Origin of the sequence: Chitinophaga chungangae, from assembly GCF_017742215.1 — a bacterium.
In the GTDB taxonomy this organism is placed as follows: domain Bacteria; phylum Bacteroidota; class Bacteroidia; order Chitinophagales; family Chitinophagaceae; genus Chitinophaga; species Chitinophaga chungangae.
Window position 1 is genome coordinate 1,238,938 of sequence record NZ_JAGHKP010000002.1, and the last position, 26,187, is coordinate 1,265,124.

Below are 26,187 nucleotides of genomic sequence, written 5' to 3' on the forward strand. Positions count from 1 at the left end.
GCGTGAAAGATCAGAACGTATAGGCATTGTCTGCGATCAGTTTCTCTGCAATGCGGCGGCGCGCTTCTTTGGTATTGAAAGGCTCTGTTTTGGTGAAACGTTTCAGCCCCAGCAGCATCATGCGCTGTTCGTCTCCTTCGGCGAAACCGTTAATGGCGTCTTTCCCGGATTTGTTCACCCTGTCTGCCGCGTCGGTCAGGTAAGTGCGCACCATGTCCGCCTGCAGGGCCACGGCTGCTTCGCCTTTCAGTTCGGTGAGCTTGATGATGCGCAGCAGCGCGCTTTCGCTCACGAAGGTTTCGATGGCCATATCGGCGATGTTCATCAGTATTTCCTGTTCCTGCTCGATTTTCATCATGAGTTTCTGCACCGCGGCGCCCGCCGTCATGAGGATGGCTTTTTTCATATTGGCGATCTGCTTTTTTTCTTTGGCGAAAGGCCCTTCGTCTTCATTGCCGAAATCGGGGATGCTCATCAGCTCCTTCATTACGTTCATGGCCGGGGTCATAAGGTCGAGCTTGCCTTTCATGGCGCGTTTGAGCGTCATGTCGAGCGTGAGCAGGCGGTTGATCTCGTTGGTGCCTTCGAAGATGCGGTTGATGCGGCTGTCCCGGTACGCTTTTGAGATCACGTATTCGTCGCTGAAGCCGTTGCCGCCGTGGATCTGCACGCCTTCGTCCACCACGAAGTCCAGCACTTCGGAGCCGTTCACTTTCAGGATGGCGCATTCCACGGCGTATTCTTCCGCGGCCCCGAGCAGCGCTTCGTTGAAGGCTTTTCCTTCGGCCAGCAGTTCGTGCTCTTTCTGGTCTATCAGCTGCGCGGTGCGGTACAGGGCCGATTCGCAGACCCAGATGCGCGTGGCCATTTCGGCCATTTTATGTTTGATGGCGCCGAACTGCGCGATGGGCTGTTTGAACTGTTCGCGGGTATTGGCGTAATGAATGGCGATATCGAGGCTTCCTTTTGCGCCGCCGAGCGCGGCCGCGCAGAGTTTCAGCCTGCCGATGTTGAGGATGTTGAAAGCGATGAGATGGCCTTTGCCGATCTCGCCGAGCACGTTTTCCACGGGCACCTGCGCGTCCTGGAAATAGATCTGGCGGGTAGAAGAGCCTTTGATGCCCATTTTATGTTCTTCCGGCCCGAGCGTGAAGCCGGGCGTGCCTTTTTCGACGATGAAGCCGGTGAATTTATCGCCGTCTATTTTGGCAAAAACGGTGAACACATCGGCAAAGCCGGAATTGGTGATCCATATTTTCTGGCCGTTGAGCACGTAATGTTTGCCGTCGGCGCTGAGTTTGGCGGTGGTTTTGGCGCTGAGCGCGTCCGAGCCGGAATTGGGCTCTGTGAGGGCGTATGCGCCTTTCATTTCACCGGAAGCCAGTTTGGGAATGTATTTCTGTTTCTGCGCTTCGGTGCCGAAATAAAGGATGGGCAGCGAGCCGATGCCGGTATGCGCGGCCATTGCCACGGAAAAAGAATGGCCTGAACCGAGGGCTTCGTTGATAAGGGTTGCGGTGATGAAATCTTTGCCGAGGCCGCCCAGCTCTTCCGGGAAAGCAGCGCCCAGCAAGCCCTGTTCGCCGGCTTTATCGAGCAGGGAAGGCATAAGGCCTTCCTCGAGTTTGTCCAGCCGGTCCAGCACGGGCGTTACCTCTTTGGCAACGAACTGTTCGGCCATTTCTTTGATCATCAGTTGTTCTTCCGAAAAATCTTCCGGAATAAAAACTCCGGCCGGGGCCGTCTCTTTCACCAGGAACTCCGCCCCTTTGAGGGCTGCTTTGCTGTTAACCGCGGTATCCATCTTGCATGATTTTTTAGTCTACTCGTAATTTACCGAGTTTATGGCAATTGGCAAATTATGATTACGGTGCAATAAGTTCTAAATTCGCCATTCGTATTGAAAAACAAAGTGGACATTTCCCTTCCATATCTCAACAGTTCGTTTTCCGGCATCGTAACCGGTTCGGGCGGCGATTTGCTGATCTGCCTTCACGGGTTCGGCGAAAGCGGGGCGCACTTCCATGCGTTGGAACCGGCGCTGGGCAATATATTCACTATCGTCGCGTTAGATATGCCCTTTCACGGGCAAACCGTTTGGAACGAGCAGCGGGCGTTTGAAAAAAAGGACCTCCGGGCGCTGGTCGGAAAAATATTGGAAAGGTTCGGCAAACAAACGTTCTCCCTTATGGGTTATAGTATGGGTGGCAGGCTGGCTTTGTGCCTGGTGGAAGAAATGGCGGCGCAGATCGGTTACCTGGTAATGGCCGCGCCGGACGGGCTCAGGAATAACCCGTGGCATATGTTTGCCACGCAAACCAAAATTGGCAACCGTATCTTTTTGTACAACACGCACCACCCCGCCCTGTTCTTCCGGTTGCTCACCCTCTGGAAGAAATGGGGGATGCTGAACGAAAGCGTCTATAAGTTCGCGTTTTACAGCATGGACAAAACAGAGAAACGCCAGCTGGTTTATAATGTATGGACCGTTATGAGGAAAATGATGCCCTCCCGCCGCCGCTGCAAAAGCCTGCTGGCGCGTTACAACATCGATACCATTTTGATCTTCGGGCGGTACGACCGTGTTATTCCTCCCGCCTTCGGGGAGCGTTTCGCGGACGGGACCTTTCCCGCTAAAATACTGGTGCTGGATAAGGGGCACCAGCTGATCTCGGAAGAATTAGGATTCATCATCAGAAAAAATATCAGGAGCTAGTAAGCATGAATGCTTTATTGATCATCACTCTCGGCCTCGCATTTTTGTATGGGATATTAATGCTGTCGTATACATACGGCTGGCGCAGATTAAAAAAATTTGATCCTGCTTCTCACGCATATACTTTCAATACGAAAGTTTCAGTGATCATCCCCGCAAGGGACGAAGAAAAAAACCTGCCCGCGCTGCTGGAAGCGCTGCAGCAGCAAAGTTATCCGGCCAACCTGTTCGAAGTGATCGTTGCGGACGATTTCTCCAGCGACGGCACTGCGGACGTCGTGCGGTATTTCCCGGCATCCAATGTGCGCCTCATCCGCATGAGCGACCGCCTCAGCCAACACCAGCGCCTCAACTCCTACAAGAAAAAAGCCATCGAGTTCGCCATCAGCGAAGCTACCGGCCACCTCATCGTAACCACCGACGCGGATTGCGTGATGGGCCCCAAATGGCTCGAATCCATCGTGAAATTTTACGAGACCTACCGCCCACGCTTCATCGCCGCGCCCGTGGCGTATCACCGGGAAGAAGGATTTTTTCAGAAACTCCAGTCGCTCGACTTCATGACCATGCAGGGCATTACCGGCGCGGTAGCGTACCTGCAATCGGGCACCATGTGCAACGGTGCGAACCTTGCGTATGAAAAGACCGCCTTCGAAGAGGTCGGCGGCTTCACCGGCATCGATATGATCGCTTCCGGAGACGATATGCTGCTCATGTACAAGATCTATCACGCATACCCGGACGGCGTACGGTATCTCAAAAGCCGCGACGCCATTGTGCGCACGCTGCCCGTCGAAACGGTGAAAGGTTTTATGAACCAGCGCGTGCGCTGGTCGTCGAAGGCGGACAAGTACGAAGACAAACGCATTACCCGCGTGCTGGTGCTTGTATACCTCTGGAACGTGATGCTTACGTTAACAGCCATCGTGGCCATTTTCAGCCCGCAGTTGTGGATGTGGCTCGGCTGGCTGATCGTATTCAAGATCGTGGTGGAAATGATCTTCCTTGCGCCGGTGGCGGGTTTTTTCGGGAAAAATTCTTTGCTCCCCTGGTTCGTCCCTGGTCAGCCATTCCACATTTTGTACGTCGTGCTCGCCGGCTGGCTGGGCAAGTTCGGGACGTACGAATGGAAAGGGCGGCTGGTGAAATAACCGCCCCTTCCGTGTTTCATCGTCTTTTCAGCAAACTACAAACGTGAGATCAGCCAGTTGCCGCTCGCGGTTTCGGTAATGTTCATGCGGTAACGCGCAGTGTCCTGGAAGCTCCAGTCGAGATTGGCGCGCATCCACGCCATCAGCACCGTTACATAACGCTGCAGCTCTTCCTGCACTTCCGCACCGAAGGCCGGCAGCGATTCGCTGAGCGCGATAAAGCGGCGCACTTCCGCGTCGTGCATGCGTGCGGCTTCAGCCACGGCTTCTTCCAGGCTGAGATCCCTTTCTTCCTTCAGTACCACCACCAGGTTGTGCACATCGCCCTGGCGGCGTTCCTTGTCGAAAGAAAAGAGATCGTTGGCCCAGCATACCACGTTGTTGCAGGCAAGCGACAGCTGCACGACGGTTTCATGCATCCGCACTTCGTCAGGCAGGTAAATGCTTTCCAGCACTTCGATCAGCTCGATGTCTGCAAACAACGCGCCGGTGTACGGGCGTTTTTCGATGTAATCCGCTACGGTCGGGGCCTGGTGACGGATGCGGTTTTCCACTTCCCAGAGGCATGCGTCCAGGTAATCGGTCATGCTCTGCACAAAACGTTTCTGCCAGGCGTGGCTGCTGATGCGTTTCATGCGTTTCCACAGGTCTTCGAAACTGAGCGCCAGCGGCATGCCTTCGTCCGGCGCCACCACGCGGTTGTTCTGAAGGATCATGCCTACGAAGGAATGCACCATCTGGAGAAAATCGAGTTTGCCGAACATGGACTCGTCGTTTTTGTCGTCCAGCAAAAAGAGCCAGGTGTTGAATTCCGCGGCAATACAAAGCTCGTACCTGCCGGCAGTCGGGAAGGCACGGGAAGAAAGCATGGCGAACTTGGCGCGGCGGAAACGTTCCCAGGCTTTTTCAGATTTAACGAGGCCAAAACGGCTCACCCATTCTGTGGTGTGTTTTTCTGCTTCTTTGGCGAAGGGATTGAGCATAGTCGGGAAAGGGCAGTAGATCTGCGGCAATTGGAGTGTAAGCATAAACGTCGTTTAATGATTAAATATTAATGGTTACTAGAAAAAGCATCATGGATTGCGGCGGGCATACGCCGTAAAAGGGATGTTCCATCCTGCATCTGTGTCTGAACGTGAATAATGGGTACCGGACGTTTGCGGGAGCCCGCTCCCTGCCTGTGTCTTAAACTGTTCTGCGCCTTTTGTCGGAACTCTCCTGGAAACAAATTGGATATTACCCCACCGTAACGCTAATCAGATTTTGAGTTGATTATTTGTCCTAAACTGTCCTTCATCAGGTATTTTGTCTTAAACGGGATAACGTGCATAAAACTTGTCTTAAACTGAACTTCATGTTCTTAAAATTTAAGGCTTTTTTTGCTGCGTAAGTGAAAGCGGGAAGATAGAAGGGCGTTGAATTTCGTGTGATGCGCTGCGAATATGTAACAGGCAATGAATTACACATAAACTATATAAATAAATGAAAATAAATGAACAGGTGTTAATGTGAATAAATCCCCGCTTTGGCTTAACTTGGCGTAATGGCATCTTTTTCCCAACAGGCGTCGAAGCGGCTGAAACGCAACAAAGGCGCGATGGCGGGCATGGCGGTGATACTGCTGGCCCTGCTGGCGGGCATTTTCGCTTATTTTCTCAGTCCCGACCATACGCCCTACGCCAACCGTATGATACTCGAGATCAGCGGTCAGAAACCCGGCTTCCGCATCCATATGCTTGCCGTTCCTTCCGCCGTGCCGCCGCCACAGCGCAGCTGGCTGCACCGCCTGGTGTACGGGCAGGAATCCGGTGATACATGGGTACCCGTTACTGCCTGGAAGTTCGACGGCGATTCGTTGTACGTGGAGAAATATGTAGACGAAGCTACCACCGCGCCCGGCGTGTACTCGCTGGCGCAGGCACTGTACGGCAAAGAGACCGTAGTGGCGGATGTGAAAGCGGCGCGGGAGAAGATCGGAAAAGAACAGATCGTGCTGCGGCATTATCGTTTGGGAACGGATAAATTCGGCCGCGACATTTTAAGCCGTCTCTTAGTGGGCACCCGCGTAAGCCTGAGCGTGGGCTGCATCGCGGTATTGATCTCGCTGACCATCGGTATTTTCCTGGGCGCGGTGGCCGGTTATTTCCGCGGCGCGACGGACGAGGCGGTGATGTGGCTGATCAACGTGATCTGGAGCGTGCCCACGTTGCTGCTGGTATTTGCCATCACGCTCGCGCTGGGCAAGGGTTTCTGGCAGGTGTTCATTGCCGTGGGGCTTACCATGTGGGTAAGCGTGGCGAGGATCATCCGCGGGCAGGTAATGGGGCTGCGCGAGCTGCAGTTCGTGGAAGCCACGCGGGCGTTAGGTTACGGGCATGTGCGCACGGTATTGCGGCATATCCTGCCGAACATTCTCGGCCCCGTGATGGTAGTGGCTGCCAGCAATTTCGCCACGGCCATCGTAGTGGAAGCGGGCCTCAGTTTCCTGGGCGTGGGCGTGCAGCCGCCGCAGCCTTCGTGGGGACTGATGATCAAGGAAAACTATAATTTTATCATCACCCATAACCCTCTTTTAGCTTTGGCGCCGGGCTTCGCGATCATGTTGCTGGTGCTGGCCTTCAACCTGTTAGGCAACGGCCTCCGCGACGCGATGGACGTGAAAGGAAAAATTTGAATAGCATTAGAATTATTTCTAATTTTAATAAGTTTTAACCACATCTGCTATGCCCTACAAGAAATACCTCCTCATTCTCCTCTGCGTTTTCACCGTGGCGGCCGTTGCATGCAAAAAGAAAAAGAAAGGCGACGGCGACGGAGATCCCGTACCGCCTCCGCCGAAAGAAGCAGAACTGGTGATCACGATGCCAGACATCAAACTCAACCGCGACGATAATGCCGCGCCCGGCGCCACGCTTGGCGTAAAGGTGAACATTACTTCCACGCCGCTGCCGAAAGACGGCGTGACCATCACCGTTACCGCGCTGGACCCGGCAGGGCAGCCCATCCCGCAGAACGCGCCGGTGACCGTTACCGCCAACACGGCGGATATCAGCCTGATCAACCTGCCCAGCCTGAGAGTGGCCAGCATCGTGGTGACCGTCACTTCCAAAAACGATCCTACCAACACCAAAACCTTCCGGTTCGGCGTGTTGAACAAAGTGCCTTAAAAATATACTTCTTTCAATATAAAAGGGTGATTCCGGAACGAACACCCTTTTTTTATTTAGGTTTGTGCATTGTTGGAACAGAATTGAATCATGCGAATAGCCGTAAATGCGCTCCCCCTGATGCAAGACAGTGCGGCAAACACGGGGAATGTGCCGTTTGAACTGATGAGCCGGTTGTGCAGCCTGCACCCCGATGCGGAGTTTATTTTTATTGCAGGCAAACCCTGGGAGCCGCGCCCCGCGCTGCCGCCCAATTGCGAGATCGCCGTGCTGAAACCTTTTGCGGGCGGAGGCATCGGCCAGTATTTCTGGCGCCGTTTTCAATGGAACCGGCTGCTGAAAAAATATAAGACCGACCGGCTGCTGTGCATCGACGATGTATTGCCTTTTCCGGCGGAAGTGCAGGCCCACCTGCTGCTCACGCGCAAAACCTCGTTGCCCGACCGGCCGTCTACCTCCGAATATATCCGCCGCTTCCGTTCCGTGAACGTATTCTCCGAATTTATGAAAGAGCAGATCGGCGGGCGTTACGGCGGGCTGGAACAAAAATTTAACATGCTGGTTCCCGGCGTTTCCGAGATCTTTATGCCGCTGAACTGGGAAGAGCGGGAACTGGTGAAACAGGAATTTGCCGGCGGCATGGAATATTTTATCGCCGTAGGCGAAATTCACCCGGACAATAACATCATCCCGCTGCTGAAAGCCTTTTCGATGCTGAAAAAACGCCTGCGCTCCAATATTAAGCTGGTGCTGGCGGGCGACCTTACGCCGGAAGGGGAAGAGATCGCGGAAGCTTTGCAGACCTATAAATTCCGGGAAGACGTGATCTGGCTGCAGGAAGTGGAAGAAGAAAACCTGGCGAAGCTGATCGGCGGCGCCTATGCGCTGGTGCACGCCGCCGGTGCGGACGGCCTGGCGGTACCCGTATTGCAGGCCCAGCGGTGCCAGGTGCCCGCCGTGGTGCTGTTTGCCGGCGCTTCCACCGAAGCGGGGAAAGACGCGGCCCTCAACGCGGTGCCCGGCGACGTGACGGACCTGTCCGAAAAAATGAGCGCCCTTTACAAAGACGAGCTGTTGCGCAGCCGCCTGCTGGATCACATCAGCCGCGTGCCCAGCTGGGACGATGCCGCGGGCCAGCTCGGGCAGGCCATTACCGCCTAGCGGGAAATGCTTATTTTTGCATCTTCTAATCAAAACAACGTATGTTAAAGAAATCTACCATAACGATCCAGGTGGGGCTGGACGAACAGAAAGTGCCTGAAACGATCGAATGGACGGCCACAGACAGCACGGCAGACAAAATGAACAAAGCAAAAGCTATGATGGTGGCTTTCTGGGACGGGGCAGACAAAACCGCCCTGCGCATAGATCTTTGGACGAAAGAAATGATGGTGGATGAAATGGCCGATTTCTTTTACCAGACCTTCATGACCATGGCCGATACTTACCAGCGCGCCACTCCCTGGGGCGACCAGGCTAACGACCTGCGCAAGTTCGCCGAGGATTTCTACAAAAAATTCGAGGAAAAGCTGAAGAACCAGGAACAGGAACAGAAAAAATAAGACCCGAAGACCTTAAATCACAGGAAATATGTCATTGGAACTCAATATCAACGGCGCTATCAAAACCGCCATGCTGGCTAAAGCGGAAGCGGAGCTGCGCGCCCTGCGCGCCATCAAGGCGGCGGTGCTGGTCGCTAAAACAGCGGAAGGCGCCAGCGGCGAGCTTACCGAAGCAGACGAGCTGAAGCTGCTGCAGAAACTCGCCAAACAAAGAAAAGATTCTATCGATATCTTCCGCCAGCAGAACCGTGCAGACCTTGCCGTGAAAGAAGAGGAAGAACTGGCGGTGATAGAGCGTTACCTGCCCAAACAAATGGACGAAGCCGAGCTGCGCGTTGCGGTGCAGGGCATCATTGCAGCCGTGGGAGCATCTTCACCCGCGGATATGGGCAAGGTGATGGGCGCGGCCACCAAAGAGCTGGCCGGCAAAGCGGACGGCAAAACGATCTCCGCGCTTGTAAAGGAATTGTTGACCAAATAACCTGGCAAATTGGCCATAGACGTTGTTTTTGCGATCCTAATGGCATTTGCCGTATACCGGGGTTTTTCGCGCGGCCTCATCATAGCGGTGTTTTCGCTGGTGGCCTGCATTTTAGGCCTGGCGGCCGCGCTGAAACTCTCCGCCGTGCTGGCCGCGTACCTGGAGCAATCGGGCATGCAGGGCCGCTGGTGGCCGGTGCTTTGTTTTATGGCGGTGTTCCTGGGCGTGGTGATACTGGTAAGACTGGGCGCCGCCGCCCTGGAAAAGATCGTGCAATGGTCCATGCTGGGATGGCTGAACCGCCTGGGCGGCATCCTGTTGTATGTGCTGATATTCACGGTGGTATTCAGCGTAATGTTATGGATGGCGAACCAGGTGTACTGGCTGAGCCCTGAAACCAAGCTGCAATCCGCCGTTTATCCTTATATTGAACCTGTGGGGCCCTGGGTAATGCAAAGAATGGGAAGCGTGATCCCCGTTTTCAAGGATATGTTCGCCGCGCTGGAAGGATTTTTTGAACACGCTGCCAGGGAAATACCCGTAAAATAGCCTCATCCAGGGGAGTAATTGAATTAAGAAAAAGAATTATTTTAGCGCAAAATTGACTTCAAGCATAGGTAATGAATTACGAAATCAAAACACAGGGCAAGTTTAAATACATCGAAGAAGGAGAAGGAGAACCGGTGATTTTGCTGCACGGTTTATTCGGCGCCCTGAGTAATTTCAGCGGGCTGCTCGAATACTTCAGGCAGTACAACAAAGTGGTGATCCCGATGCTGCCCTTATTTGATCTGAACATCCTGGAAACCTCCGTAAGCGGCCTCGCCAAATACGTGCACAAATTCATCGAAACCCGCGGTTACAAGAACTATCACCTGATGGGCAACTCCCTCGGAGGGCATGTTGCGCTCGTGTATATCCTGAAACACCCTGAAGACGTAAAATCCCTCATACTTACCGGCAGCTCCGGCCTGTTCGAGAACGGCATGGGCGAAACCTACCCCAAACGCGGCGACTATGAATACATCCGCCGCAAAACCGAGCTTACCTTCTTCGACCCGGCCATGGCCACCAAGGAACTGGTAGACGAAGTGTTCGAGATCACCAGCAACCGCCTGAAAGTGATCAAGATCATCACTCTTGCCAAATCCGCCATCCGCCACAATCTCGGAGACGAACTGAAAACCATCACAGCGCCCACCTTGCTGATCTGGGGCAATAACGACACCGTTACGCCGCCCATGGTGGGCGAAGAGTTCCACCGCCTGATACCTAATTCGGAGCTCCACTTCATCGACAAATGCGGTCATGCCCCCATGATGGAAGTACCCGCAGAGTTCAACGTCATCATGCACGACTTCCTGAAAAGACTGAACAACAAGGCTGTAGGGGCCAATGCGGGCTAACCGTTCATCCCGGCTGCTGCGCCATTGCTCCGTGTTTATGTAATTTTTAATACTCCCTGTTGGCGGTATTGGAATATTCTTTGCTATTATTGTAACTGAAACACGAACGAATATGTTGGCACAGGAACTCATCTCTACCGTTGTGCCGGTACTTCACGCAATGGATACCGGTGCAAAAGCTTTGCGTCTCATGAACGAATTTCACCTGACGCAATTACCGCTGGTAGTGGACAATAAATACCTGGGCCTCGTGGAGGAAGACCAGATACTCGATTGGGAAGACCCCGACCTGCTGCTGGAATCGGCCCCCCTCAACGCGTTCAAGCCCGCCGTGATGGAAGGCGCCCATTTTTACGAAGCGCTCAAACTTTTTTACGACCTGAAACTCTCCGTACTGCCCGTGATCACCCGGGAGGGAGAATACCTGGGCCTCATCACGAAAGACAACCTGCTGGCCATTCTCGCCCAATACAACGGCGTAAAGGAGCCCGGCGGCCTGCTGGTACTCGAAGTGGAGCCCAGGGATTACAGTCTCAGCGAGATCGCCCGCATCGCGGAAAGCAACGAAGTAACCCTTCTCAGCGTCAATACCATCAACAATCCCGGCACCGCCAAACTGGAAGTGCTGCTGAAAACCAACCGGCAAGAGATGCAGGGGCTCGTAGCCACGTTCGAGAGATTTAATTACAACATCAAATACATGTTCAGTGAAGAGCTGGAAGAAGACCTGCTCAAAAAGAACTATGACCTGCTCATGAATTACATCAGCATGTAGTTTCCGACAAATGTTCCTACGCACTGTTATTTATACGACCGGCTTCTGGCTGTGCCTGCTGTTTGCGCAGGCCGCACACGGCCAGGCAGGGAATTTACCGCCCGCCGGAGACACAGTGCCCGAGCCCCTCAAGGAAACCGTGCAGAAGATCATCAAAGACAGCGTTCCCCAACCCGCTCCTGTGCCCGTTATCGGCGCCGTGGCAGACACTGCGTACATCGTGGTGCGCAATATCCTCGTATCCGGCAACAAACGCACCCGCACCTCTATCGTGCTGCGCGAGCTGGGCATTCAGTCCGGCGACACCATCCGCCTGCGCAACCTGGCCCAAACCCTCGAAACCGACCGCAAACAGCTGCTCAATACTTCCCTTTTCCTCAACGTGGTGGCCAATGTCAAAAATTGGGAAGGCAACCAGGCAGACCTTGCTTTCGACGTGCTGGAACGCTGGTACCTGCTCGCTTTTCCCATATTCAAGCTGGCAGACCGGAACTTCAACCAGTGGTGGGTCGAGAAAAACCATAGCCTCGACCGTGTGAACGTGGGCCTGAAAGTGTTCCAGGACAACCTGACCGGCCGCAACGACGATGTGTACGGCGATGTAACGGTAGGGTATACACAGAAATTCCTGCTGGGCTACAACCTGCCTTATATAGACCGGAAGCTCCGCCATGGGGTGGGGTTTGTAGTGTCTTACAGCCGCAACCGCGAAGTGAACTATATTTCCGATTACAACAAACAGCAATTTTACCGGGAAGACGACTTCCTGCGGCGCCAGTTTTCCGCCAGCGCCACCTACACCTACCGCAAGGCAATTTCCACCAAACACCAGTTTTACATCGGTTATTACAACGAATCCGTGAACGATACCGTGGCTCGCCTCAACCCCGGTTACCTCGGCGGCGGGCGAACGGACATCCGGTACCTGGAGCTGGGTTACCGGCTGCAGTTTATCCAGGCAGACAGCTGGCAATACCCGCTGGTAGGGCGTTCGTTTCTCGGGGAAGTGTCGAAAGCGGGCCTGGCGGGCCTCAGCGACCTCGATTATGTGCGGGTGCGCGTGAAAGCGGCGCGTTACTGGCAGCTGGCGAAAAAAACGTACGGGGCTTTGAGTTTGCTCGGGCAGGGCAAACTGCCTGATAAACAGCCTTATATCGGCGTAAGGGCGTTGGGGTATGGTGACGATTATCTCCGCGGCCTGGAATATTACGTGGTGGACGGCACGGCCTTTTTTATCCTGAAAAGCACGCTGCGCCGGGAATTGCTTAATTTCAAGATACACCTGCCCATCGTGCCCAAAAAGTTCAGCAACCTCCCCATCCGCGTGCTGGCGAAGGCTTACGGCGACATGGGTTATGGTTACAGCCGGCAAAGCCTGCATGGCCGCCTGAATAACCGTATGCTGTACACGGCCGGGCTGGGCATCGACGTGGTATCGTTTTACGACACCTGCGTGCGCTTCGAATACAGTATCAACCAAATGGGAGAAAAAGGACTATTTTTACACGCTAAACTGGATATGTAAATGCATGTAGCCCTTTACAGCCGCGGCTTTGTTAAAGAAGACCTGGAAGATATACAACTGTTGCTGGATGAACTGGGCCGCCAGGAGATTATCCCGGTGGTGTATGAGCCTTTTTTCAAGGAGATCCGCCAGCATATCCGCTTCCCGGCGCAAACCGACACGTTTTCCAAAGCCGAGGACCTGGACGGGCGCATCGAGTTTCTCGTAAGTCTCGGCGGAGACGGCACGCTGCTCGATACGGTGAGCTTTATCCGCGAAAAAGATATCCCCGTGATGGGCGTGAACTTCGGCAGGCTGGGCTTCCTGGCCAGCATCGGGCGGCACGAGATACACGAAGTGGTGAACTCGCTGGTGAGCCGAAATTATGTGATAGACAAACGTACCCTGCTTCACCTCGACGCCAGTTCGCCCCTGTTCGGCGAAGTGCCTTACGCGCTCAACGAATTTACCATTCACAAAAAAGACACCTCCGCGATGGTCAAGATCCATACTTACCTGAACGGGGAGTTCCTGAATACTTATTGGGCGGACGGGCTGATCGTGGCCACGCCCACCGGTTCCACCGGTTATTCCCTCAGCTGCGGCGGCCCCATCGTGTTCCCCGAAGCGGCGAACTTCGTGATCACGCCCGTAGCCCCGCATAACCTCAACGTGCGGCCCATCGTGGTGCCGGACGACAATGTGATCTCCTTTGAAGTGGAAGGCCGCAGCGACCAGTTCATCTGCACGCTGGACAGCCGGATGGAAGTGATAGACAACCGCGTGCAGCTGGCCGTGAAAAAAGAGGATTTCAGCATCAACCTGTTGCGGCTGAACGAGAGCAATTTCCTTCACAGGCTGAGAAACAAATTGTTATGGGGCATCGATACGCGCAACAACCGTGGTAAATAGCTTGCCATTACCCCTTTTTTTCATACGAAAATGCTTTAATTTACGTTCTTAGTCATATTTATGCTGCTTTCGCGTATCCACTTTAAAGTTATGGGCATCGCCTGCCTGCTGACCGGTTCGCTGCTGAACAGGGCCGTGGCCCAGCAGGAGCTGAGTTATGTCGGCGAACTGGGCTTCACCGCCGGGGGCGCCCATTATTTCGGCGACCTCAACACACATGCGGGCCTGCAGGCCGTGAAACCCACGGTGGGCATTTATTACCGCAAATATTTCAACGATTATGTGGGCGCCAGAGCCCAGTTCAGGTACATGAAGCTGGGGTATTCCGACGTGTACAGCTCCAACAGCTACCAGCAGCGGCGCAACCTGAGCTTCAACACCGATCTGTTCGAGCTGGCCCTGCAGGGGGACTTTAACTTCTTCCGTTTCGAGCCGGGCAGCCGGGATTACCGGTTCAGCCCGTACCTTACCCTCGGGGCGTCCGTATTCCATTACAATCCCTACGCATTCCTCAACGGCAACAAATATTTCCTGCAGCCTATGCATACCGAAGGGCAGGGCACATCCCTGTATCCCGAGCGCAAGCCTTATTCGCTGTTCTCTTACGCCTGGCTGATAGGCGGGGGGTTGAAATACAGCCTGAACAGCAGGCTGAACCTTGGGCTGGAAGTGCTTTTCCGCTATTCGCAAACCGATTACCTGGACGATGTGAGCACCACCTATGCCGGCCTGGCCGCCTTCCCGACAAAGAGCGACGGCACCGCAACCGTTGCTTCCGTGCTGCAGGACCGTTCCTATGTGACCGGGCCCGTGCCGATCGGCGAGGCCGGGAGGCAGCGGGGCAACAGCCGCGACAAAGACCAGTTCGCCACTATCGAACTGACGCTGGGCATCCTTTTCACCTCTTACCGCTGTAAATTCTGACCGGGCTAAAATGCCCTACCAGCCGCCTTTCCCGTTAAAACTACGTTAAAACCACCCCGCAGCCTTGGCCGGAAAGGCCATAAAGTTATTTTTGTATCTTTGCACACTTTTAGTAAAACTGTATTAACACGCCTGAAATAGTCATGAGTTTGAAGGATCAATTAGACCTGCAACGACTTCCCCGACACATTGCCATCATTATGGACGGCAATGGCCGCTGGGCTAAGGAGCGCGGGCAGGACCGGCTCTACGGGCATCATCAGGGAGTGGAAAGTGTGCGGGATATCGTGGAAGGCTGTGCCGAACTGGGCATCGGCTACCTGACCTTATACGCCTTTTCCACCGAGAACTGGGACCGGCCGGTATACGAAGTGAATGGCATCATGGAGCTGCTGGTGACCACGATCCGGAACGAGGTGAGCACCCTCAACAAAAATAATATCCGGCTGCACGTGATCGGGGATATGGCCATGCTGCCCCCGCATTGCCAGCGCGAGCTGGAGGAAGCCAAAGAAATGACGGCGGCCAACACCGGCCTGGGCCTCGTAATGGCGCTGAGCTACAGCGCCCGCTGGGAGATCCTGCAGGCCGTTCGCAATATCGCGAAAGACGCGAAAGACGGGAAACTGAACCCGGACGAAGTGACACCCGAAGTGTGGGAAAAATACCTGTGCACCGCAAAACTGCCCGATCCTGAACTGATGATCAGGACGAGCGGCGAACACCGTATAAGCAACTTCCTATTGTACCAACTGGCCTACGCGGAGCTTTATTTCACCAACACCCGCTGGCCTGATTTCCGCAAAGAGAATCTATACGAAGCCATCTTAAATTATCAAACCAGAGAACGTCGATTCGGCAAAACAAGCGAACAAATACAGCAGAATGAAGAAATTGTTTCCTAAAAGCCTACTGGCCGTAGTTTTATGTTGCAGCGCGGGAATATCTGTGCGTGCCCAGCAGCGGGACACCTTGCCCCCGCCGCCTCCCGGAAGGCCGCAAACGGACATTACGCCGTTTACACTCAGCAGCCCGCAGCAATTCGAAATTGCCGAAATTGCCGTAACCGGTACCGAATTTCTCGATAAATCATTACTGCTTTCCCTTTCCGGCCTCGCCGTTGGCGATAAAGTCGTGCTGCCGGGAGACCATTTTGCCAAAGCTATCCAGAACCTTTGGGGCCAACGCCTCTTTTCAAACATCGCGATCTATATCACTAAAATAGAAGGGAACAAGATCTTCCTGGAAATCGAGCTCGTGGAAAAACCACGCATGTCCAGCTTCACTTTCAAAGGCGTGAAGAAAACCGAAAGCGACGATTTTATTACCAAGACCGGCCTGCGCAAAGGCCAGGTGATCACCGACGCCATCGAGCAGAACACGCTCGCCGTGGTGAAAAAACACTTCGCCGAAAAAGGTTACCGTAACGTTAGCGTGCGCATGGAAGTGAAAAAAGACCCGCCGCCGGCCATCAACTCCGCCACGGTGATCTTTTGGGTAGACAAAGGCCACAAAGTGAAAGTGAACGACATTCACATGGTGGGCAACTATGCGCTGGCAGACAATGTGCTGAAGAAAAAAATGAAAGACCCGAAGGAAACGCCGCGCTTCACGCTGTATCCTGAAATGGCCGACGCCTGGGTAGACAGCATGGCCACGACGGACGATTACTGGAAAACCAAAAGTTATCTTTCCCCCACCCGCACCCTGCAGAAACTCAACCCGTATTTCCGCCCTAACTTCTTCGCCAATGCCAAGTTCAACGAAGTGAAATACGACGAAGGGAAGGAAAAACTCATCGCATATTACAACTCGAAAGGTTTCCGCGACATGCAGATCGTGGAAGACACCCTGTACCCTTCCGCCAAAGGCAATCTCAACATCGAGCTGCGCGTGGACGAAGGCAGGAAATATTATTTCGGCAACATCATCTGGAGAGGCAATACCATTTACAGCGACACCGTGCTGAGCCGTGGCCTTGGCATCAAAAAAGGCGACGTGTACAACCTGGAGCTGCTCAACAAACGCCTCGGCAACCCTCCCGGCCCTGAAGGCGGCGACATTGGCTCGCTTTACATGGACGACGGTTATCTTTTCTTCCAGGTGGAACCTGTGGAGATCGGCATCCGCGGCGATACCATCGACTACGAGATCCGCATCCAGGAAGGCCCGCAGGCAACTATCAAGGATATACGCATCGCGGGTAACGAAAAAACCAACGAGCACGTGGTGCGCCGTGAGCTGAGGACCCTTCCCGGCGAATGGTTCAGCCGCCAGAACCTGATCAGGTCGCAGCGTGAAATTTCACAGCTCGGCTTCTTCAACCCCGAAACCATCGGCATCAACCCCGTGCCCAACATGCAGGAAGGCACGGTAGACATCGACTATAAAGTGGAAGAACGCGCAAACGACCAGCTGGAGCTGTCTGCGGGCTGGGGCGGTTACATCGGCCTCACCGGTACGCTCGGCGTAACGTTCAACAACTTCTCCCTCCGTAATATTTTCCGGAAAGAAACCTGGGACCCGCTGCCCAGCGGCGACGGCCAGAAGCTGAGCGTGAGGATCTCTTCCAACGGTAAAGCTTACCGCTCTTACAACTTCTCTTTCACCGAGCCCTGGCTGGGTGGTAAAAAAAGGAATCCGTTCTCCGTAAGTTTTTACAGCACTTACCAGAACCCGAACGCGTTCGCGGAATATTATAACCAGCCGGTACCCAATCCCGGCGCGTATTTCAGGGTGCTCGGCGGTTCCGTTTCCCTCGGTAAACAGCTCCGCTGGCCAGACGACTTCTTCTCGCTGATGTACACCATCAACTATCAGCGTTACAAACTGAAAGACTTCAATTATTTCGGTTTGGAAGGTTTTGATAACGGCGTGGCGAACAACCTGAGCTTAAGGCTTACGCTGGCCCGCTCTTCGGTAGACCAGCAGATCTTCCCGCGCAGCGGCTCCAGCTTCATGCTATACGGGCAATTCACGCCGCCTTATTCCGTTCTTAATCCTGACAAGGACTACAAAAGCCAGGCGATACAGGAACAGTTCAAATTCATTGAATACCAGAAATACCGCTTGAACGCCGAATGGTACGTGCCGTTGAGCAAACCTTCCGGCAGCGATCACAAATCGCTGGTGTTGAAAGTGGCCGCCAAATTCGGTTACCTCGGGCGTTACAACAACCGCACCACGCTGTCTCCCTTCGGCAGGTTCGAATTGGGCGGCGACGGTTTGAGCAACTTCGCGGTATACGACAGGGACATCATTTCACAACGCGGCTACCCGGTGTATTACACCTCCAATCCGAAGCTGAACCCGGAAAGCAGCGGTCCCCCTCCGGGATATTCCGGCTTTACCATGTTCAACAAATATGTGGTGGAACTGCGTTATCCATTCAGTCTGAACCCGAGCTCGACAATTTTCGGCCTGGTGTTCCTGGAAGCGGCGAACGGTTACAGGGACTTCAAGGAATACGATCCCTTCAGGCTGAGACGCTCTGTGGGCGTGGGCGCCAGGTTCTATCTGCCGATGTTCGGCCTGCTTGGTTTCGACTATGGCATAGGATTGGATAGAATACGACCCGGGGGCGGCCTGAAAGACGCAGCGAAATTCACATTCATGCTGGGCTTTGAACCGGAATAAAATATTTATTATATATTGCGAAGCCTGATTGCAAAGCAAAACCTTATTCTCAAAAACTAGTACAGATGAAAAAGTTATTCATTACCGCGGCTTTAGTACTGGGCACCGTGTTTGGCGCCCTGGCTCAGCGTTACTGCGTGATCGATACGAAATACATACTGGAAAGCATTCCCGATTATAAAGACGCGCAGAAAAAACTGGACGCCGTGGCGGAACAATGGCAGAAAGAGATCGACGCGAAATTCCAGGAGGTGGACAAGATGTACAAATCGTACCAGGCCGAACAGGTAATGCTCACCGACGATCTGAAACGTAAACGGGAAGACGAGATCATTGCGCGTGAAAAAGAAGCGAAAGACCTGCAGAAACAACGTTTCGGCTACGAAGGCGACCTGTTCAAAAAAAGAGAGGAACTGGTGAAACCGATCCAGGACAAAATATACAATGCTGTGCAGAAGCTGGCAGCCACCAGGATGTACGATTTCGTGCTGGACAAGTCCGGCGGCATCACCGTCATCTTTTCCGATCCTAAACTGGACAAAAGCGAAGAAATACTGACATCCCTGGGGGTGAAGAAGCAGTAGTCCTTATACTTTGACCTATAACTATTTTAAAATTTCTTTTAAACTCAGAACAACATCATCATCATGAAGAAGTATGTAATTATTGCAATTGTCGCGTTTACCGGGTTAAGCAGTGTGAAGGCCAGCGCGCAAGCCAAAATCGCGCACATCAACGCACAGGCATTGATCGAGGCCATGCCGGAAACTAAAAAAGCTCAGACAGACATCGAAACCTTCGCGGCCAGCCTGGAAAAGGAAAGCGGCAGCCTGGTTGCAGAATATAACAAAAAAATGGCCGACTTCGAAAAATCCTCCGCTACAGACAGCGAAACGCTGAAGCAGGTGAAAGTGAAAGAGATCCAGGAAGCGCAGAAACGTATCCAGGATTACGAAACCCTCGCCCGTGAGAAGATCGGCCAGAAACAGAACGAACTGCTGAAACCCGTATACGATAAAGCCCGCAAAGCCATCGAAGACGTGGCGAAAGAAAAAGGCTACACTTACGTGATCGACAGCTCCGGCGGCTCCCTGCTGGTTTCTCCCGCAGGCGACGACATCCTGGCGGCTGTAAAGACCAAACTGGGCGTTCCCGCTACTGCGGCTCCCGCGGCACCTGCTACCCGCTAAGATATAACTGATTGATTTATAATAGCCCCGGGCGCAGTCCCGGGGTTTTTTTATAGGGGAGCGACTTTTTTTGACGCATCTCTTTTCATTTTTAATTATTTACGCTACCTTTGCCTTCCGTTTGAAACGGGGCTGATCACAGTCTGCCTTCTCAAAAACGGGAATGGGAACAAGTTTTAAGTACAAAAAAAACTGATAAATGAGACCGAGCTTTTGCGAGGTCCCATCAGGCAAAAGCAAAAAATTATTAACTGATGAGATCGAGCTTTTGCGAGATCCCATCAGGCAAAGAAAAAAAAATTATTAACTGATGAAACGTACTTTTCAACCGCACAACAGACGCAGAAAGAGCGTACACGGTTTCAGAAAGAGAATGGAAACTGCCAACGGACGTAAAGTATTGGCATCCCGCAGAGCTAAGGGCAGGAAAAAACTGACCGTATCTGACGAGAGCAAGCTGAAATAATCTGCTATAAACTCATATTGCCATAAAAACTTATTCTTTTAACAAGGAGGAAAAGTTAAAGAGCAGGAAAATGATTGAAACGCTTTTTCGGGACGGAAAAGCGTTTTCTATTTTCCCCTATCGCGTGATCTTTATGCCCGCGCGCCTGCAAACGGACAAATACCCCGTTCAGGCGGGCTTCAGCGTATCGTCGCGCAAATTCCCCCATGCGGTAGACCGCAACCGTATTAAAAGGCTCGGCCGCGAGGCTTACCGCCTTCAAAAACAACCCTTCTACGACGCACTCCGCCAAAACGGCCTCCAGCTCGCCGTTTTTTTCGTGTATACCGACAAAAAAATCGCTGATTTCGATACCCTTCACCGCAAATTTTCGGTAATTTTAGAGAAACTGACCAGGGAAGCCGGCAGGAAAGACTAACGCTTTAAAAGACTTTGTGCGGATGCAACGATTGATGCAAATACTCAGTATCCCGTTTATCATACTCATCAAGCTCTATCAATGGTGCATCAGCCCATGGCTGGGTTCGAGATGCAGGTATACGCCCACCTGCTCCCAATACGGCCTGGAAGCATTCAAAAAACACGGCCCCTTCAAAGGCGGCTGGCTCACCGTTAAACGCATCCTGAGCTGCAACCCCTGGGGCGGCCACGGATACGACCCGGTTCCCTGAACCATATCCCTCACGCTTTAATCCATCCACCATGCGGATTTCCAAAAAGATCGTACTGTTTTCACTGCTGGGCCTCTGCCTCGTGTTCACCGCGTTCCGCAACAACGACAAATACTTCCTGATCGCTAAAAACCTGGACATATTTGCCGCTTTTTACCGCGAGCTGAACACTTATTACGTGGAAGACCTGCCGCCTGAAAAACTCATGCAGCGCGGCATAGAGGCCATGCTCGAAGAAACGGACCCATATACCGACTTCGTGCCCGAAGAAGAGCTCGACGAGCTCCGCTTTATGGCCACCGGCCGTTACGGCGGCGTAGGCACCTCCATTTACACCGACGGGGAATGGACCTCCATCACCGACGTGTACGAAGGCAGCCCTATGGCCAAAGCCGGCGTAAAAGCCGGAGACATCATCGTGTCGCTGGACGGCAAAAGCGCGAAGAACATGGAGCAGGACGAGGTAAGCCGTTTCCTGAAAGGAAACCCCGGCACCACCCTTTCCATCGTGCTGCGCCACCCCATCTCCAACGTGGAGAAAACTTACAAGATCGTGCGGGAAGATATCAACGTAAAACCCGTGAGTTTTACCGGTTATGTGCAAAAAGACGTGGGTTTCATCAAAATGACGCAATTCACCGAAAGCAGCGCCGAACAGGTGCAGGCAGCCTTTGAAAAGCTGAAGAAAGACAATCCCCAGCTCAAAGGCGTGATACTCGACCTCCGCGGCAATCCCGGCGGCCTGCTGGAAGAAGCCGTGGCCCTTTCCAACATCTTCATCGAAAAAAATAAACTGATCGTAAGCACCAAAGGCAAAGTAAAAAGCTGGGACCGGGAATACCGCACCGCCCAAACGCCCATAGATGTTAACATCCCGCTGGTAGTGCTCACCAGCCGCTCTTCGGCCTCTGCCGCCGAGATCGTGGCAGGCGCCGTGCAGGACCTCGACCGCGGTCTTGTCGTGGGCCAGCGTTCCTACGGCAAAGGGCTTGTGCAAACAACCCGCCCCCTGCCTTACAACGCCAAGCTGAAAGTGACCACCGCGCGTTATTACACGCCAAGCGGCCGCTGCATCCAGGCGATCGATTACAGTCACCGCAACGAGGACGGCGAAGCCGATTATGTGCCCGATTCCCTGCGCAAATCGTTTGTAACGGCCGGCGGCAGGCCCGTGAAAGACGGCGGCGGCATTGAGCCGGACGCGAAAGTAGACAACATGATGCTCAGCCAGGTGGCCATCACCCTGCTGCGCAAACAATATATCTTCGATTACGCCACACAGTATTATTACGCGCATCCTTCCGTAAAAGGCCCCGCTGAATTCGACCTTACGGACGAGGAGTTCGAAGCGTTCGTGAAGTTCCTTGACGGGAAAGACTACAGCTATAAAACGCGCAGCGAAGAAGCCCTGGAAAACTTCCGCAGCACCGCCAGCCGCGAGAAATATTACGACGGCCTGGCGAAGGAATTCGAGGCCCTTCAGCAGAAAATGAAACACGACAAAAAACAGGACCTGCTGAAGAACAAGACCGAGATCAGGCAGCTGCTGGAAGAAGAGATCATGAACCGTTATTACCCCCAGGTAGGCCGCATCGAAAAGAGCCTGAGCTGGGATAAAGACGTGGAAGAAGCCGTGGCCCTGATCGGCAATGCAGACAAATACCGGCAGCTGTTGGGGAAAAAGAACTGAACAGGCTTTTAAATTTTTGAAATAACAATTTAACCATGCGGTAAACATTGCATGGTTAAATTGTTTTTTGTTTTTTTACGGTTCTACTCAAAGCAACCGTATGAAAGCAATCCGCTACGCTACCGCATTCATGATGACGGCGCTCGCCGCCTGTTCAAGCCAGAAAGCCGTTACAGATAACGCGCAATCGGCAAACATCAACGTACTCTGTTACAACATCCATCACGCCAATCCGCCTTCCACCCCGGATAAAATAGACATTCCAGCGATCGCGAAAGTGATCAATGATACAAAGCCCGACATCGTGGCTTTGCAGGAGGTGGACGTGCATACCGATCGTTCCGGTAAAAGCCTGCACCAGGCCGAAGAGCTGGCAAGGCTCAGCGGCATGAAAGCGTTTTTTGCGAAAGGCATCGATTACGGCGGCGGCGAATATGGCGTGGCCATTTTGAGCCGTTACCCGATCCTGGAAACGAACCGTTACCCGCTCACCACCGTGGCCGGTACCAACGGCGAACCGCGCGTGCTGGCAACCGCTTTGCTGCAGCTGCCCGGCAACCGCAAAGTACTCATGGCCTGCACGCATCTGGATGCACAGCGCGGCGATACGAACCGCAGTGTACAGATCAGGGAAGTAAACGCGATATTGAGCAAACAACCGTACCCGGTGATCGTTGCGGGCGATCTGAATGCACCTGAAGGAAGTAGTGTAATCAACACACTTGATCAGCATTTTCAGCGCAGCTGCACCAATTGCGCGTTCACGATACCCGTCGAAAACCCGCGCCGCTGCATTGATTTCGTGGCATTTACGCCCGGTAAGTTCGAAACGTTGAGCCATACCGTGATCCAGGAAAAATATGCGTCAGACCATTTGCCGGTGAATGCCGTGCTGCGCCTCAAATAAGCGAGGGGATTGGATTTGCTGAAATTTATCGTTAAATTGAAGGTTTGAGGGAACCACGTTCATCATCATTATAAAAAGCTAACAGCATATGAGTAATCAATCAAACGGAAACTCCCGCCGCGGTTTTATCACCAAGCTGGCAAAAGGGGTTGTGGGTGCGTCGCTGGTGCCTAACATCATTACGGCGGCAGACAGGAAACGCAGCCTGGAACAGCTTTCCAGGCAGAAAGACCACTACAGCGCAAACGATAATATCCAGATCGCACTGATCGGCGCGGGCGGAATGGGCAATGCCGATGCGGACACGGCCATCACCGTGCCCGGTGTAAAACTGATCGCCGCCTGCGACCTGTACGACGGCCGCCTGGCGGACGCGAAGAAAAAATACGGCAGCGATATTTATACCACGCGCGATTACAAGGAGATACTCGCCCGGAAAGACATTGACGCCGTAATTATCGCCACGCCGGACAGCTGGCATAAAGATATTTCCATCGCCGCGATGAACGCAGGCAAAAGCGTGTATTGCGAAAAACCGATGGTGCACGATATTACCGAAGGCCATTCGGTAGTGGAAGCGCAGAACAAGAGCAAGAGCAAGGTAGTGTACCAGGTAGGCAGCCAGGGCGTAAGCTCGCTGGGTAACGAAAAAGCCCGCCAGCTGCTGAAAGACGGCGCCATCGGGCAGCTTAACTATGCGGAAGGTTTCTGGGCACGCATGTCTCCCTTTGGCGCATGGCAATATCCCATTCCGGCCGATGCATCGCCTAAAACCGTAGACTGGGACGCATTCCTGGCCAACAATACCAAACGCCCGTTTGACCCGCTGCGTTTCTTCCGCTGGAGAAATTACCGCGATTACGGCACCGGCGTGTCCGGCGACCTGTTCGTGCACCTGTTCTCCAGTCTTCACCTCGTAACCGGTTCCATCGGCCCTGAAAAGATCATGGCCACCGGCGGCCTGCGTTACTGGAAAGACGGCCGCGAAGTGCCCGATGTAATGCTCGGCATGTTCGACTACCCGCAAACCGACATTCATCCCGCATTCAACCTTTCCCTGCGCGTGAACTTCGTAGACGGTACCGGCGGCACCAACTACCTGCGCATGGTAGGCAGCGAAGGCTCCATGACCGTTGAGTGGGACAAAGTAACGCTTTACCGCAATAAGGCATATGCTGCAACAGACGATCCCTTGCTGCAAACCAAAAAAGCGCAGGACAGCGGCAAACAATACGTGTACGAAAGAAAAGACATGCTGCCGCCCGACCAGATGGAATACGTGGCCGAAAAAGGATATAAAGGCGCGCACTTCGATCACTTCTACAATCTGTTCAACGCCATGCGCACCAAAGGAAAAGTAAGTGAAGACGCATTGTTCGGCTTCCGCGCGGCCGCGCCTGCCTTGCTTTGCAACGACAGCTATTTCCAGAACAAGATCATGTACTGGGACCCGAAGAACCTGAAAACAGTTAACAAGTAAAACGTAAACTACAGATAGTATGAAAAAATTAGTATTACCTGCGTTTGCAGCAGCGTCTCTCGCCCTGGCTTCCTGCGGCGGCGGCGCGAAAACGGACGATCACAAAGATTCGGCTTCCATCGGCAGCGAAAACAAAGCCACTACCGAGCCGCAGGCCAACGTGCTGACGGCGGAAGAGCAGGCGGCGGGATGGAAGCTGTTGTTCAACGGCTCGAACCTCGACGGCTGGAGGATCTACAAAAACAAACCTTCCAATACCTGGGGCGTGGTAGACGGTACCTTGCACTGCACGGGCAGCGCCACCGATAAAAGCGATATGCGCGGCGACCTGCTCAGCAACGAACAGTACGAGAACTTCGAGCTGGAGGCAGATTGGAAGCTGGCCCCGCAGGGCAACAGCGGCATCCTTTACCTGGTTACCGAAGAGTTCAAAGCGCCGTATGAGAGCGGCCCCGAATACCAGCTGATCGACGATGAAAACTTTCCTCAAAAGCTGGAAGGCTGGCAGAAGTCAGGCGCCAACTACGCCATGAACCCGCCGTCGAAACTGGCTGCGAAGCCGATCGGCGAATGGAACCATACCCGCATCGTGGTGAACAAAGGCCATGTTGAGCACTGGCTGAACGGCGAGAAAGTGGTGGATACGCAGATGTGGACGCCCGAGTGGGAAAAAGAAAAAACCACCGGCAAATGGAAAGATTACAAAGGCTACGGCACCGCCAAAAAAGGCCATATCTGTTTGCAGGACCATGGCAGCGAGATCTGGTTCAAAAACATGAAGATCAAAAGCCTGTAAAGGAAATAAAGCATAAAAAAGGGCTGACAGCGTTTTGCTGCCAGCCCTTTTTATTTGAAGCCGGAAGGCTGTTAGAACCTTTTGCTAACGGCGTCCCAGTTTACCACGTTCCAGAAAGCGGCGAGGTATTCCGCGCGACGGTTCTGGTATTTGAGGTAATAGGCGTGTTCCCACACGTCTACGCCAAGGATGGGAGTGCCTTTCACTTCGGCAACGTCCATCAGGGGATTGTCCTGGTTAGGGGTGGAAGTGATCTCCAGTTTGCCGTCTTTCACGATCAGCCAGGCCCAGCCTGAACCGAAGCGGGAAACGCCGGCTGCGTTGAATTTTTCTTTAAAGGCGTCGAAAGAGCCGAAAGCGCTGTTGATGGCGTCGGCCAGTTTGCCGGAGGGAGCGCCGCCCGCGTTGGGGCCGAGGCTGGTCCAGAAGAAAGAGTGGTTCCAGTGGCCGCCACCGTTGTTGCGTACTGCCGGGCTGATAGCGCCTGCTTTGGCAACCAGGTCTTCCAGTGATTTATTCTCGTTTTCGGTACCGGCGATCGCCTTGTTCAGATTGTCTACATAAGCCTGGTGATGCTTGCCGTGATGGATTTCCATGGTCAGCTTGTCGAAGTGCGGTTCAAGCGCATCGGAAGCGTACGGCAATGCAGGAAGTGAGAATGCCATAATTCAATTTTTATGGGTTTAAGAATTGTTTTTTGAATAGAGCACCAAATTTACTTCCCTTTGCGGGAATTGTCAAACCCTTTCTCCG

Annotated in this window: 27 protein-coding genes; 24 read left to right on the forward strand and 3 right to left on the reverse strand. The window is 53.4% G+C overall.

The features are described 5' to 3' along the window. Positions 1-10: 10 nt before the first annotated feature. Complete coding sequence (locus J7I43_RS13340; RefSeq protein WP_209146177.1) at positions 11-1,804, reverse strand: acyl-CoA dehydrogenase family protein; 1,794 nt, start codon at positions 1,802-1,804, stop codon at positions 11-13. A 96-nt stretch (positions 1,805-1,900) separates the two neighbouring features. Between J7I43_RS13340 and J7I43_RS13345 the strand changes: the two genes are divergently transcribed. Continuing rightward, the gene (locus tag J7I43_RS13345; protein ID WP_209146178.1) at positions 1,901-2,716 is read left to right on the forward strand and encodes an alpha/beta fold hydrolase; all 816 of its coding nucleotides are present in this window, start codon (positions 1,901-1,903) and stop codon (positions 2,714-2,716) included. A gap of 5 nt (positions 2,717-2,721) precedes the next feature. Further along, a complete protein-coding gene (locus J7I43_RS13350) occupies positions 2,722-3,867 on the forward strand; it encodes a glycosyltransferase (protein ID WP_209146179.1) in 1,146 nt (381 codons plus the stop codon). A gap of 35 nt (positions 3,868-3,902) precedes the next feature. Here the strand turns inward: J7I43_RS13350 and J7I43_RS13355 are convergent, their stop codons facing one another. After that, the gene (locus tag J7I43_RS13355) at positions 3,903-4,895 is read right to left on the reverse strand and encodes a terpene synthase family protein (RefSeq protein WP_209146180.1); all 993 of its coding nucleotides are present in this window, start codon (positions 4,893-4,895) and stop codon (positions 3,903-3,905) included. Between the two features lie 515 nt (positions 4,896-5,410). On the opposite strand from J7I43_RS13355, the gene J7I43_RS13360 reads away from it, so the two are divergent. The 22 genes from J7I43_RS13360 to J7I43_RS13465 all read left to right on the forward strand — a co-directional run bounded on the left by J7I43_RS13360 (position 5,411) and on the right by J7I43_RS13465 (position 25,434). Beyond that, positions 5,411-6,541: an ABC transporter permease gene (locus J7I43_RS13360; RefSeq protein WP_209146181.1), complete on the forward strand. Its 1,131-nt coding sequence runs from the start codon at positions 5,411-5,413 to the stop codon at positions 6,539-6,541. Positions 6,542-6,590: 49 nt separating this feature from the next. Continuing rightward, positions 6,591-7,034, forward strand: a complete 444-nt coding sequence (locus J7I43_RS13365; protein ID WP_209146182.1) for a hypothetical protein — start codon at positions 6,591-6,593, stop codon at positions 7,032-7,034. 90 nt (positions 7,035-7,124) lie between these two features. After that, entirely contained in the window at positions 7,125-8,195 is a 1,071-nt protein-coding gene (locus J7I43_RS13370; protein WP_209146183.1) for a glycosyltransferase, read from the forward strand. Positions 8,196-8,236: 41 nt separating this feature from the next. Beyond that, a complete protein-coding gene (gldC, locus tag J7I43_RS13375) occupies positions 8,237-8,596 on the forward strand; it encodes a gliding motility protein GldC (protein WP_209146184.1) in 360 nt (119 codons plus the stop codon). Between the two features lie 28 nt (positions 8,597-8,624). Then, positions 8,625-9,077, forward strand: coding sequence for a GatB/YqeY domain-containing protein (locus J7I43_RS13380; RefSeq protein ID WP_209146185.1), 453 nt, complete (start codon positions 8,625-8,627; stop codon positions 9,075-9,077). Between the two features lie 9 nt (positions 9,078-9,086). Next, positions 9,087-9,626, forward strand: a complete 540-nt coding sequence (locus tag J7I43_RS13385; RefSeq protein ID WP_262898711.1) for a CvpA family protein — start codon at positions 9,087-9,089, stop codon at positions 9,624-9,626. A gap of 71 nt (positions 9,627-9,697) precedes the next feature. Continuing rightward, positions 9,698-10,483 carry an alpha/beta fold hydrolase gene (locus tag J7I43_RS13390; RefSeq protein ID WP_209146187.1) on the forward strand — a complete coding sequence of 262 codons (786 nt, stop codon included), beginning with the start codon at positions 9,698-9,700 and terminating at the stop codon, positions 10,481-10,483. Positions 10,484-10,595: 112 nt separating this feature from the next. After that, complete coding sequence (locus J7I43_RS13395; RefSeq protein WP_209146188.1) at positions 10,596-11,258, forward strand: CBS domain-containing protein; 663 nt, start codon at positions 10,596-10,598, stop codon at positions 11,256-11,258. Between the two features lie 10 nt (positions 11,259-11,268). Further along, positions 11,269-12,783 (forward strand): POTRA domain-containing protein, encoded by a 1,515-nt coding sequence (locus J7I43_RS13400; protein ID WP_209146189.1) that lies wholly within the window; start codon positions 11,269-11,271, stop codon positions 12,781-12,783. Continuing rightward, positions 12,784-13,674, forward strand: a complete 891-nt coding sequence (locus J7I43_RS13405) for an NAD kinase (protein WP_209146190.1) — start codon at positions 12,784-12,786, stop codon at positions 13,672-13,674. A 60-nt stretch (positions 13,675-13,734) separates the two neighbouring features. Further along, entirely contained in the window at positions 13,735-14,598 is an 864-nt protein-coding gene (gene porG / locus J7I43_RS13410) for a type IX secretion system protein PorG (RefSeq protein WP_209146191.1), read from the forward strand. 143 nt (positions 14,599-14,741) lie between these two features. Further along, positions 14,742-15,503: an isoprenyl transferase gene (locus J7I43_RS13415; protein ID WP_209146192.1), complete on the forward strand. Its 762-nt coding sequence runs from the start codon at positions 14,742-14,744 to the stop codon at positions 15,501-15,503. Further along, positions 15,484-18,234: a BamA/OMP85 family outer membrane protein gene (locus tag J7I43_RS13420; RefSeq protein WP_209146193.1), complete on the forward strand. Its 2,751-nt coding sequence runs from the start codon at positions 15,484-15,486 to the stop codon at positions 18,232-18,234. Before J7I43_RS13415 ends, J7I43_RS13420 begins: the two co-directional genes overlap by 20 nt. Before the next feature lie 65 nt (positions 18,235-18,299). Next, a complete protein-coding gene (locus tag J7I43_RS13425) occupies positions 18,300-18,818 on the forward strand; it encodes an OmpH family outer membrane protein (RefSeq protein WP_209146194.1) in 519 nt (172 codons plus the stop codon). 63 nt (positions 18,819-18,881) lie between these two features. Continuing rightward, complete coding sequence (locus J7I43_RS13430; RefSeq protein WP_209146195.1) at positions 18,882-19,424, forward strand: OmpH family outer membrane protein; 543 nt, start codon at positions 18,882-18,884, stop codon at positions 19,422-19,424. A gap of 310 nt (positions 19,425-19,734) precedes the next feature. After that, positions 19,735-19,890 (forward strand): 50S ribosomal protein L34, encoded by a 156-nt coding sequence (gene rpmH / locus J7I43_RS13435; RefSeq protein WP_120517234.1) that lies wholly within the window; start codon positions 19,735-19,737, stop codon positions 19,888-19,890. A 22-nt stretch (positions 19,891-19,912) separates the two neighbouring features. Further along, on the forward strand, positions 19,913-20,308 hold the full coding sequence (locus J7I43_RS13440; protein ID WP_317197078.1) for a ribonuclease P protein component: 396 nt from the start codon (positions 19,913-19,915) through the stop codon (positions 20,306-20,308). Positions 20,309-20,330: 22 nt separating this feature from the next. Continuing rightward, on the forward strand, positions 20,331-20,561 hold the full coding sequence (yidD, locus tag J7I43_RS13445) for a membrane protein insertion efficiency factor YidD (protein ID WP_236023364.1): 231 nt from the start codon (positions 20,331-20,333) through the stop codon (positions 20,559-20,561). Between the two features lie 31 nt (positions 20,562-20,592). Further along, a complete protein-coding gene (locus J7I43_RS13450) occupies positions 20,593-22,251 on the forward strand; it encodes a S41 family peptidase (RefSeq protein ID WP_209146197.1) in 1,659 nt (552 codons plus the stop codon). Positions 22,252-22,351: 100 nt separating this feature from the next. Further along, positions 22,352-23,158 (forward strand): endonuclease/exonuclease/phosphatase family protein, encoded by an 807-nt coding sequence (locus tag J7I43_RS13455; RefSeq protein WP_209146198.1) that lies wholly within the window; start codon positions 22,352-22,354, stop codon positions 23,156-23,158. Positions 23,159-23,246: 88 nt separating this feature from the next. Beyond that, positions 23,247-24,638 carry a Gfo/Idh/MocA family protein gene (locus tag J7I43_RS13460; RefSeq protein ID WP_209146199.1) on the forward strand — a complete coding sequence of 464 codons (1,392 nt, stop codon included), beginning with the start codon at positions 23,247-23,249 and terminating at the stop codon, positions 24,636-24,638. A gap of 19 nt (positions 24,639-24,657) precedes the next feature. After that, the gene (locus tag J7I43_RS13465) at positions 24,658-25,434 is read left to right on the forward strand and encodes a 3-keto-disaccharide hydrolase (RefSeq protein ID WP_209146200.1); all 777 of its coding nucleotides are present in this window, start codon (positions 24,658-24,660) and stop codon (positions 25,432-25,434) included. Positions 25,435-25,505: 71 nt separating this feature from the next. Here the strand turns inward: J7I43_RS13465 and J7I43_RS13470 are convergent, their stop codons facing one another. After that, positions 25,506-26,099: a superoxide dismutase gene (locus J7I43_RS13470; protein ID WP_209146201.1), complete on the reverse strand. Its 594-nt coding sequence runs from the start codon at positions 26,097-26,099 to the stop codon at positions 25,506-25,508. Positions 26,100-26,187 lie beyond the last annotated feature (88 nt).

Excerpts from the sequence above, each read along its gene's own strand:
- J7I43_RS13350 (WP_209146179.1), top strand. The coding sequence starts at position 2,722 with ATGAATGCTTTATTGATCATCACTCTCGGCCTCGCATTTTTGTATGGG.
- J7I43_RS13395 (WP_209146188.1), top strand. The coding sequence starts at position 10,596 with ATGTTGGCACAGGAACTCATCTCTACCGTTGTGCCGGTACTTCACGCA.
- J7I43_RS13390 (WP_209146187.1), top strand. The coding sequence starts at position 9,698 with ATGAATTACGAAATCAAAACACAGGGCAAGTTTAAATACATCGAAGAA.
- J7I43_RS13405 (WP_209146190.1), top strand. The coding sequence starts at position 12,784 with ATGCATGTAGCCCTTTACAGCCGCGGCTTTGTTAAAGAAGACCTGGAA.
- J7I43_RS13425 (WP_209146194.1), top strand. The coding sequence starts at position 18,300 with ATGAAAAAGTTATTCATTACCGCGGCTTTAGTACTGGGCACCGTGTTT.
- J7I43_RS13455 (WP_209146198.1), top strand. The coding sequence starts at position 22,352 with ATGAAAGCAATCCGCTACGCTACCGCATTCATGATGACGGCGCTCGCC.
- J7I43_RS13360 (WP_209146181.1), top strand. The coding sequence starts at position 5,411 with ATGGCATCTTTTTCCCAACAGGCGTCGAAGCGGCTGAAACGCAACAAA.
- gldC (WP_209146184.1), top strand. The coding sequence starts at position 8,237 with ATGTTAAAGAAATCTACCATAACGATCCAGGTGGGGCTGGACGAACAG.
- J7I43_RS13340 (WP_209146177.1), bottom strand. The coding sequence starts at position 1,804 with ATGGATACCGCGGTTAACAGCAAAGCAGCCCTCAAAGGGGCGGAGTTC.
- J7I43_RS13470 (WP_209146201.1), bottom strand. The coding sequence starts at position 26,099 with ATGGCATTCTCACTTCCTGCATTGCCGTACGCTTCCGATGCGCTTGAA.
- J7I43_RS13450 (WP_209146197.1), top strand. The coding sequence starts at position 20,593 with ATGCGGATTTCCAAAAAGATCGTACTGTTTTCACTGCTGGGCCTCTGC.
- rpmH (WP_120517234.1), top strand. The coding sequence starts at position 19,735 with ATGAAACGTACTTTTCAACCGCACAACAGACGCAGAAAGAGCGTACAC.
- J7I43_RS13400 (WP_209146189.1), top strand. The coding sequence starts at position 11,269 with ATGTTCCTACGCACTGTTATTTATACGACCGGCTTCTGGCTGTGCCTG.
- J7I43_RS13355 (WP_209146180.1), bottom strand. The coding sequence starts at position 4,895 with ATGCTTACACTCCAATTGCCGCAGATCTACTGCCCTTTCCCGACTATG.
- J7I43_RS13380 (WP_209146185.1), top strand. The coding sequence starts at position 8,625 with ATGTCATTGGAACTCAATATCAACGGCGCTATCAAAACCGCCATGCTG.
- J7I43_RS13460 (WP_209146199.1), top strand. The coding sequence starts at position 23,247 with ATGAGTAATCAATCAAACGGAAACTCCCGCCGCGGTTTTATCACCAAG.
- porG (WP_209146191.1), top strand. The coding sequence starts at position 13,735 with ATGCTGCTTTCGCGTATCCACTTTAAAGTTATGGGCATCGCCTGCCTG.
- J7I43_RS13365 (WP_209146182.1), top strand. The coding sequence starts at position 6,591 with ATGCCCTACAAGAAATACCTCCTCATTCTCCTCTGCGTTTTCACCGTG.
- J7I43_RS13430 (WP_209146195.1), top strand. The coding sequence starts at position 18,882 with ATGAAGAAGTATGTAATTATTGCAATTGTCGCGTTTACCGGGTTAAGC.
- yidD (WP_236023364.1), top strand. The coding sequence starts at position 20,331 with ATGCAACGATTGATGCAAATACTCAGTATCCCGTTTATCATACTCATC.
- J7I43_RS13465 (WP_209146200.1), top strand. The coding sequence starts at position 24,658 with ATGAAAAAATTAGTATTACCTGCGTTTGCAGCAGCGTCTCTCGCCCTG.
- J7I43_RS13420 (WP_209146193.1), top strand. The coding sequence starts at position 15,484 with ATGAAGAAATTGTTTCCTAAAAGCCTACTGGCCGTAGTTTTATGTTGC.
- J7I43_RS13415 (WP_209146192.1), top strand. The coding sequence starts at position 14,742 with ATGAGTTTGAAGGATCAATTAGACCTGCAACGACTTCCCCGACACATT.
- J7I43_RS13370 (WP_209146183.1), top strand. The coding sequence starts at position 7,125 with ATGCGAATAGCCGTAAATGCGCTCCCCCTGATGCAAGACAGTGCGGCA.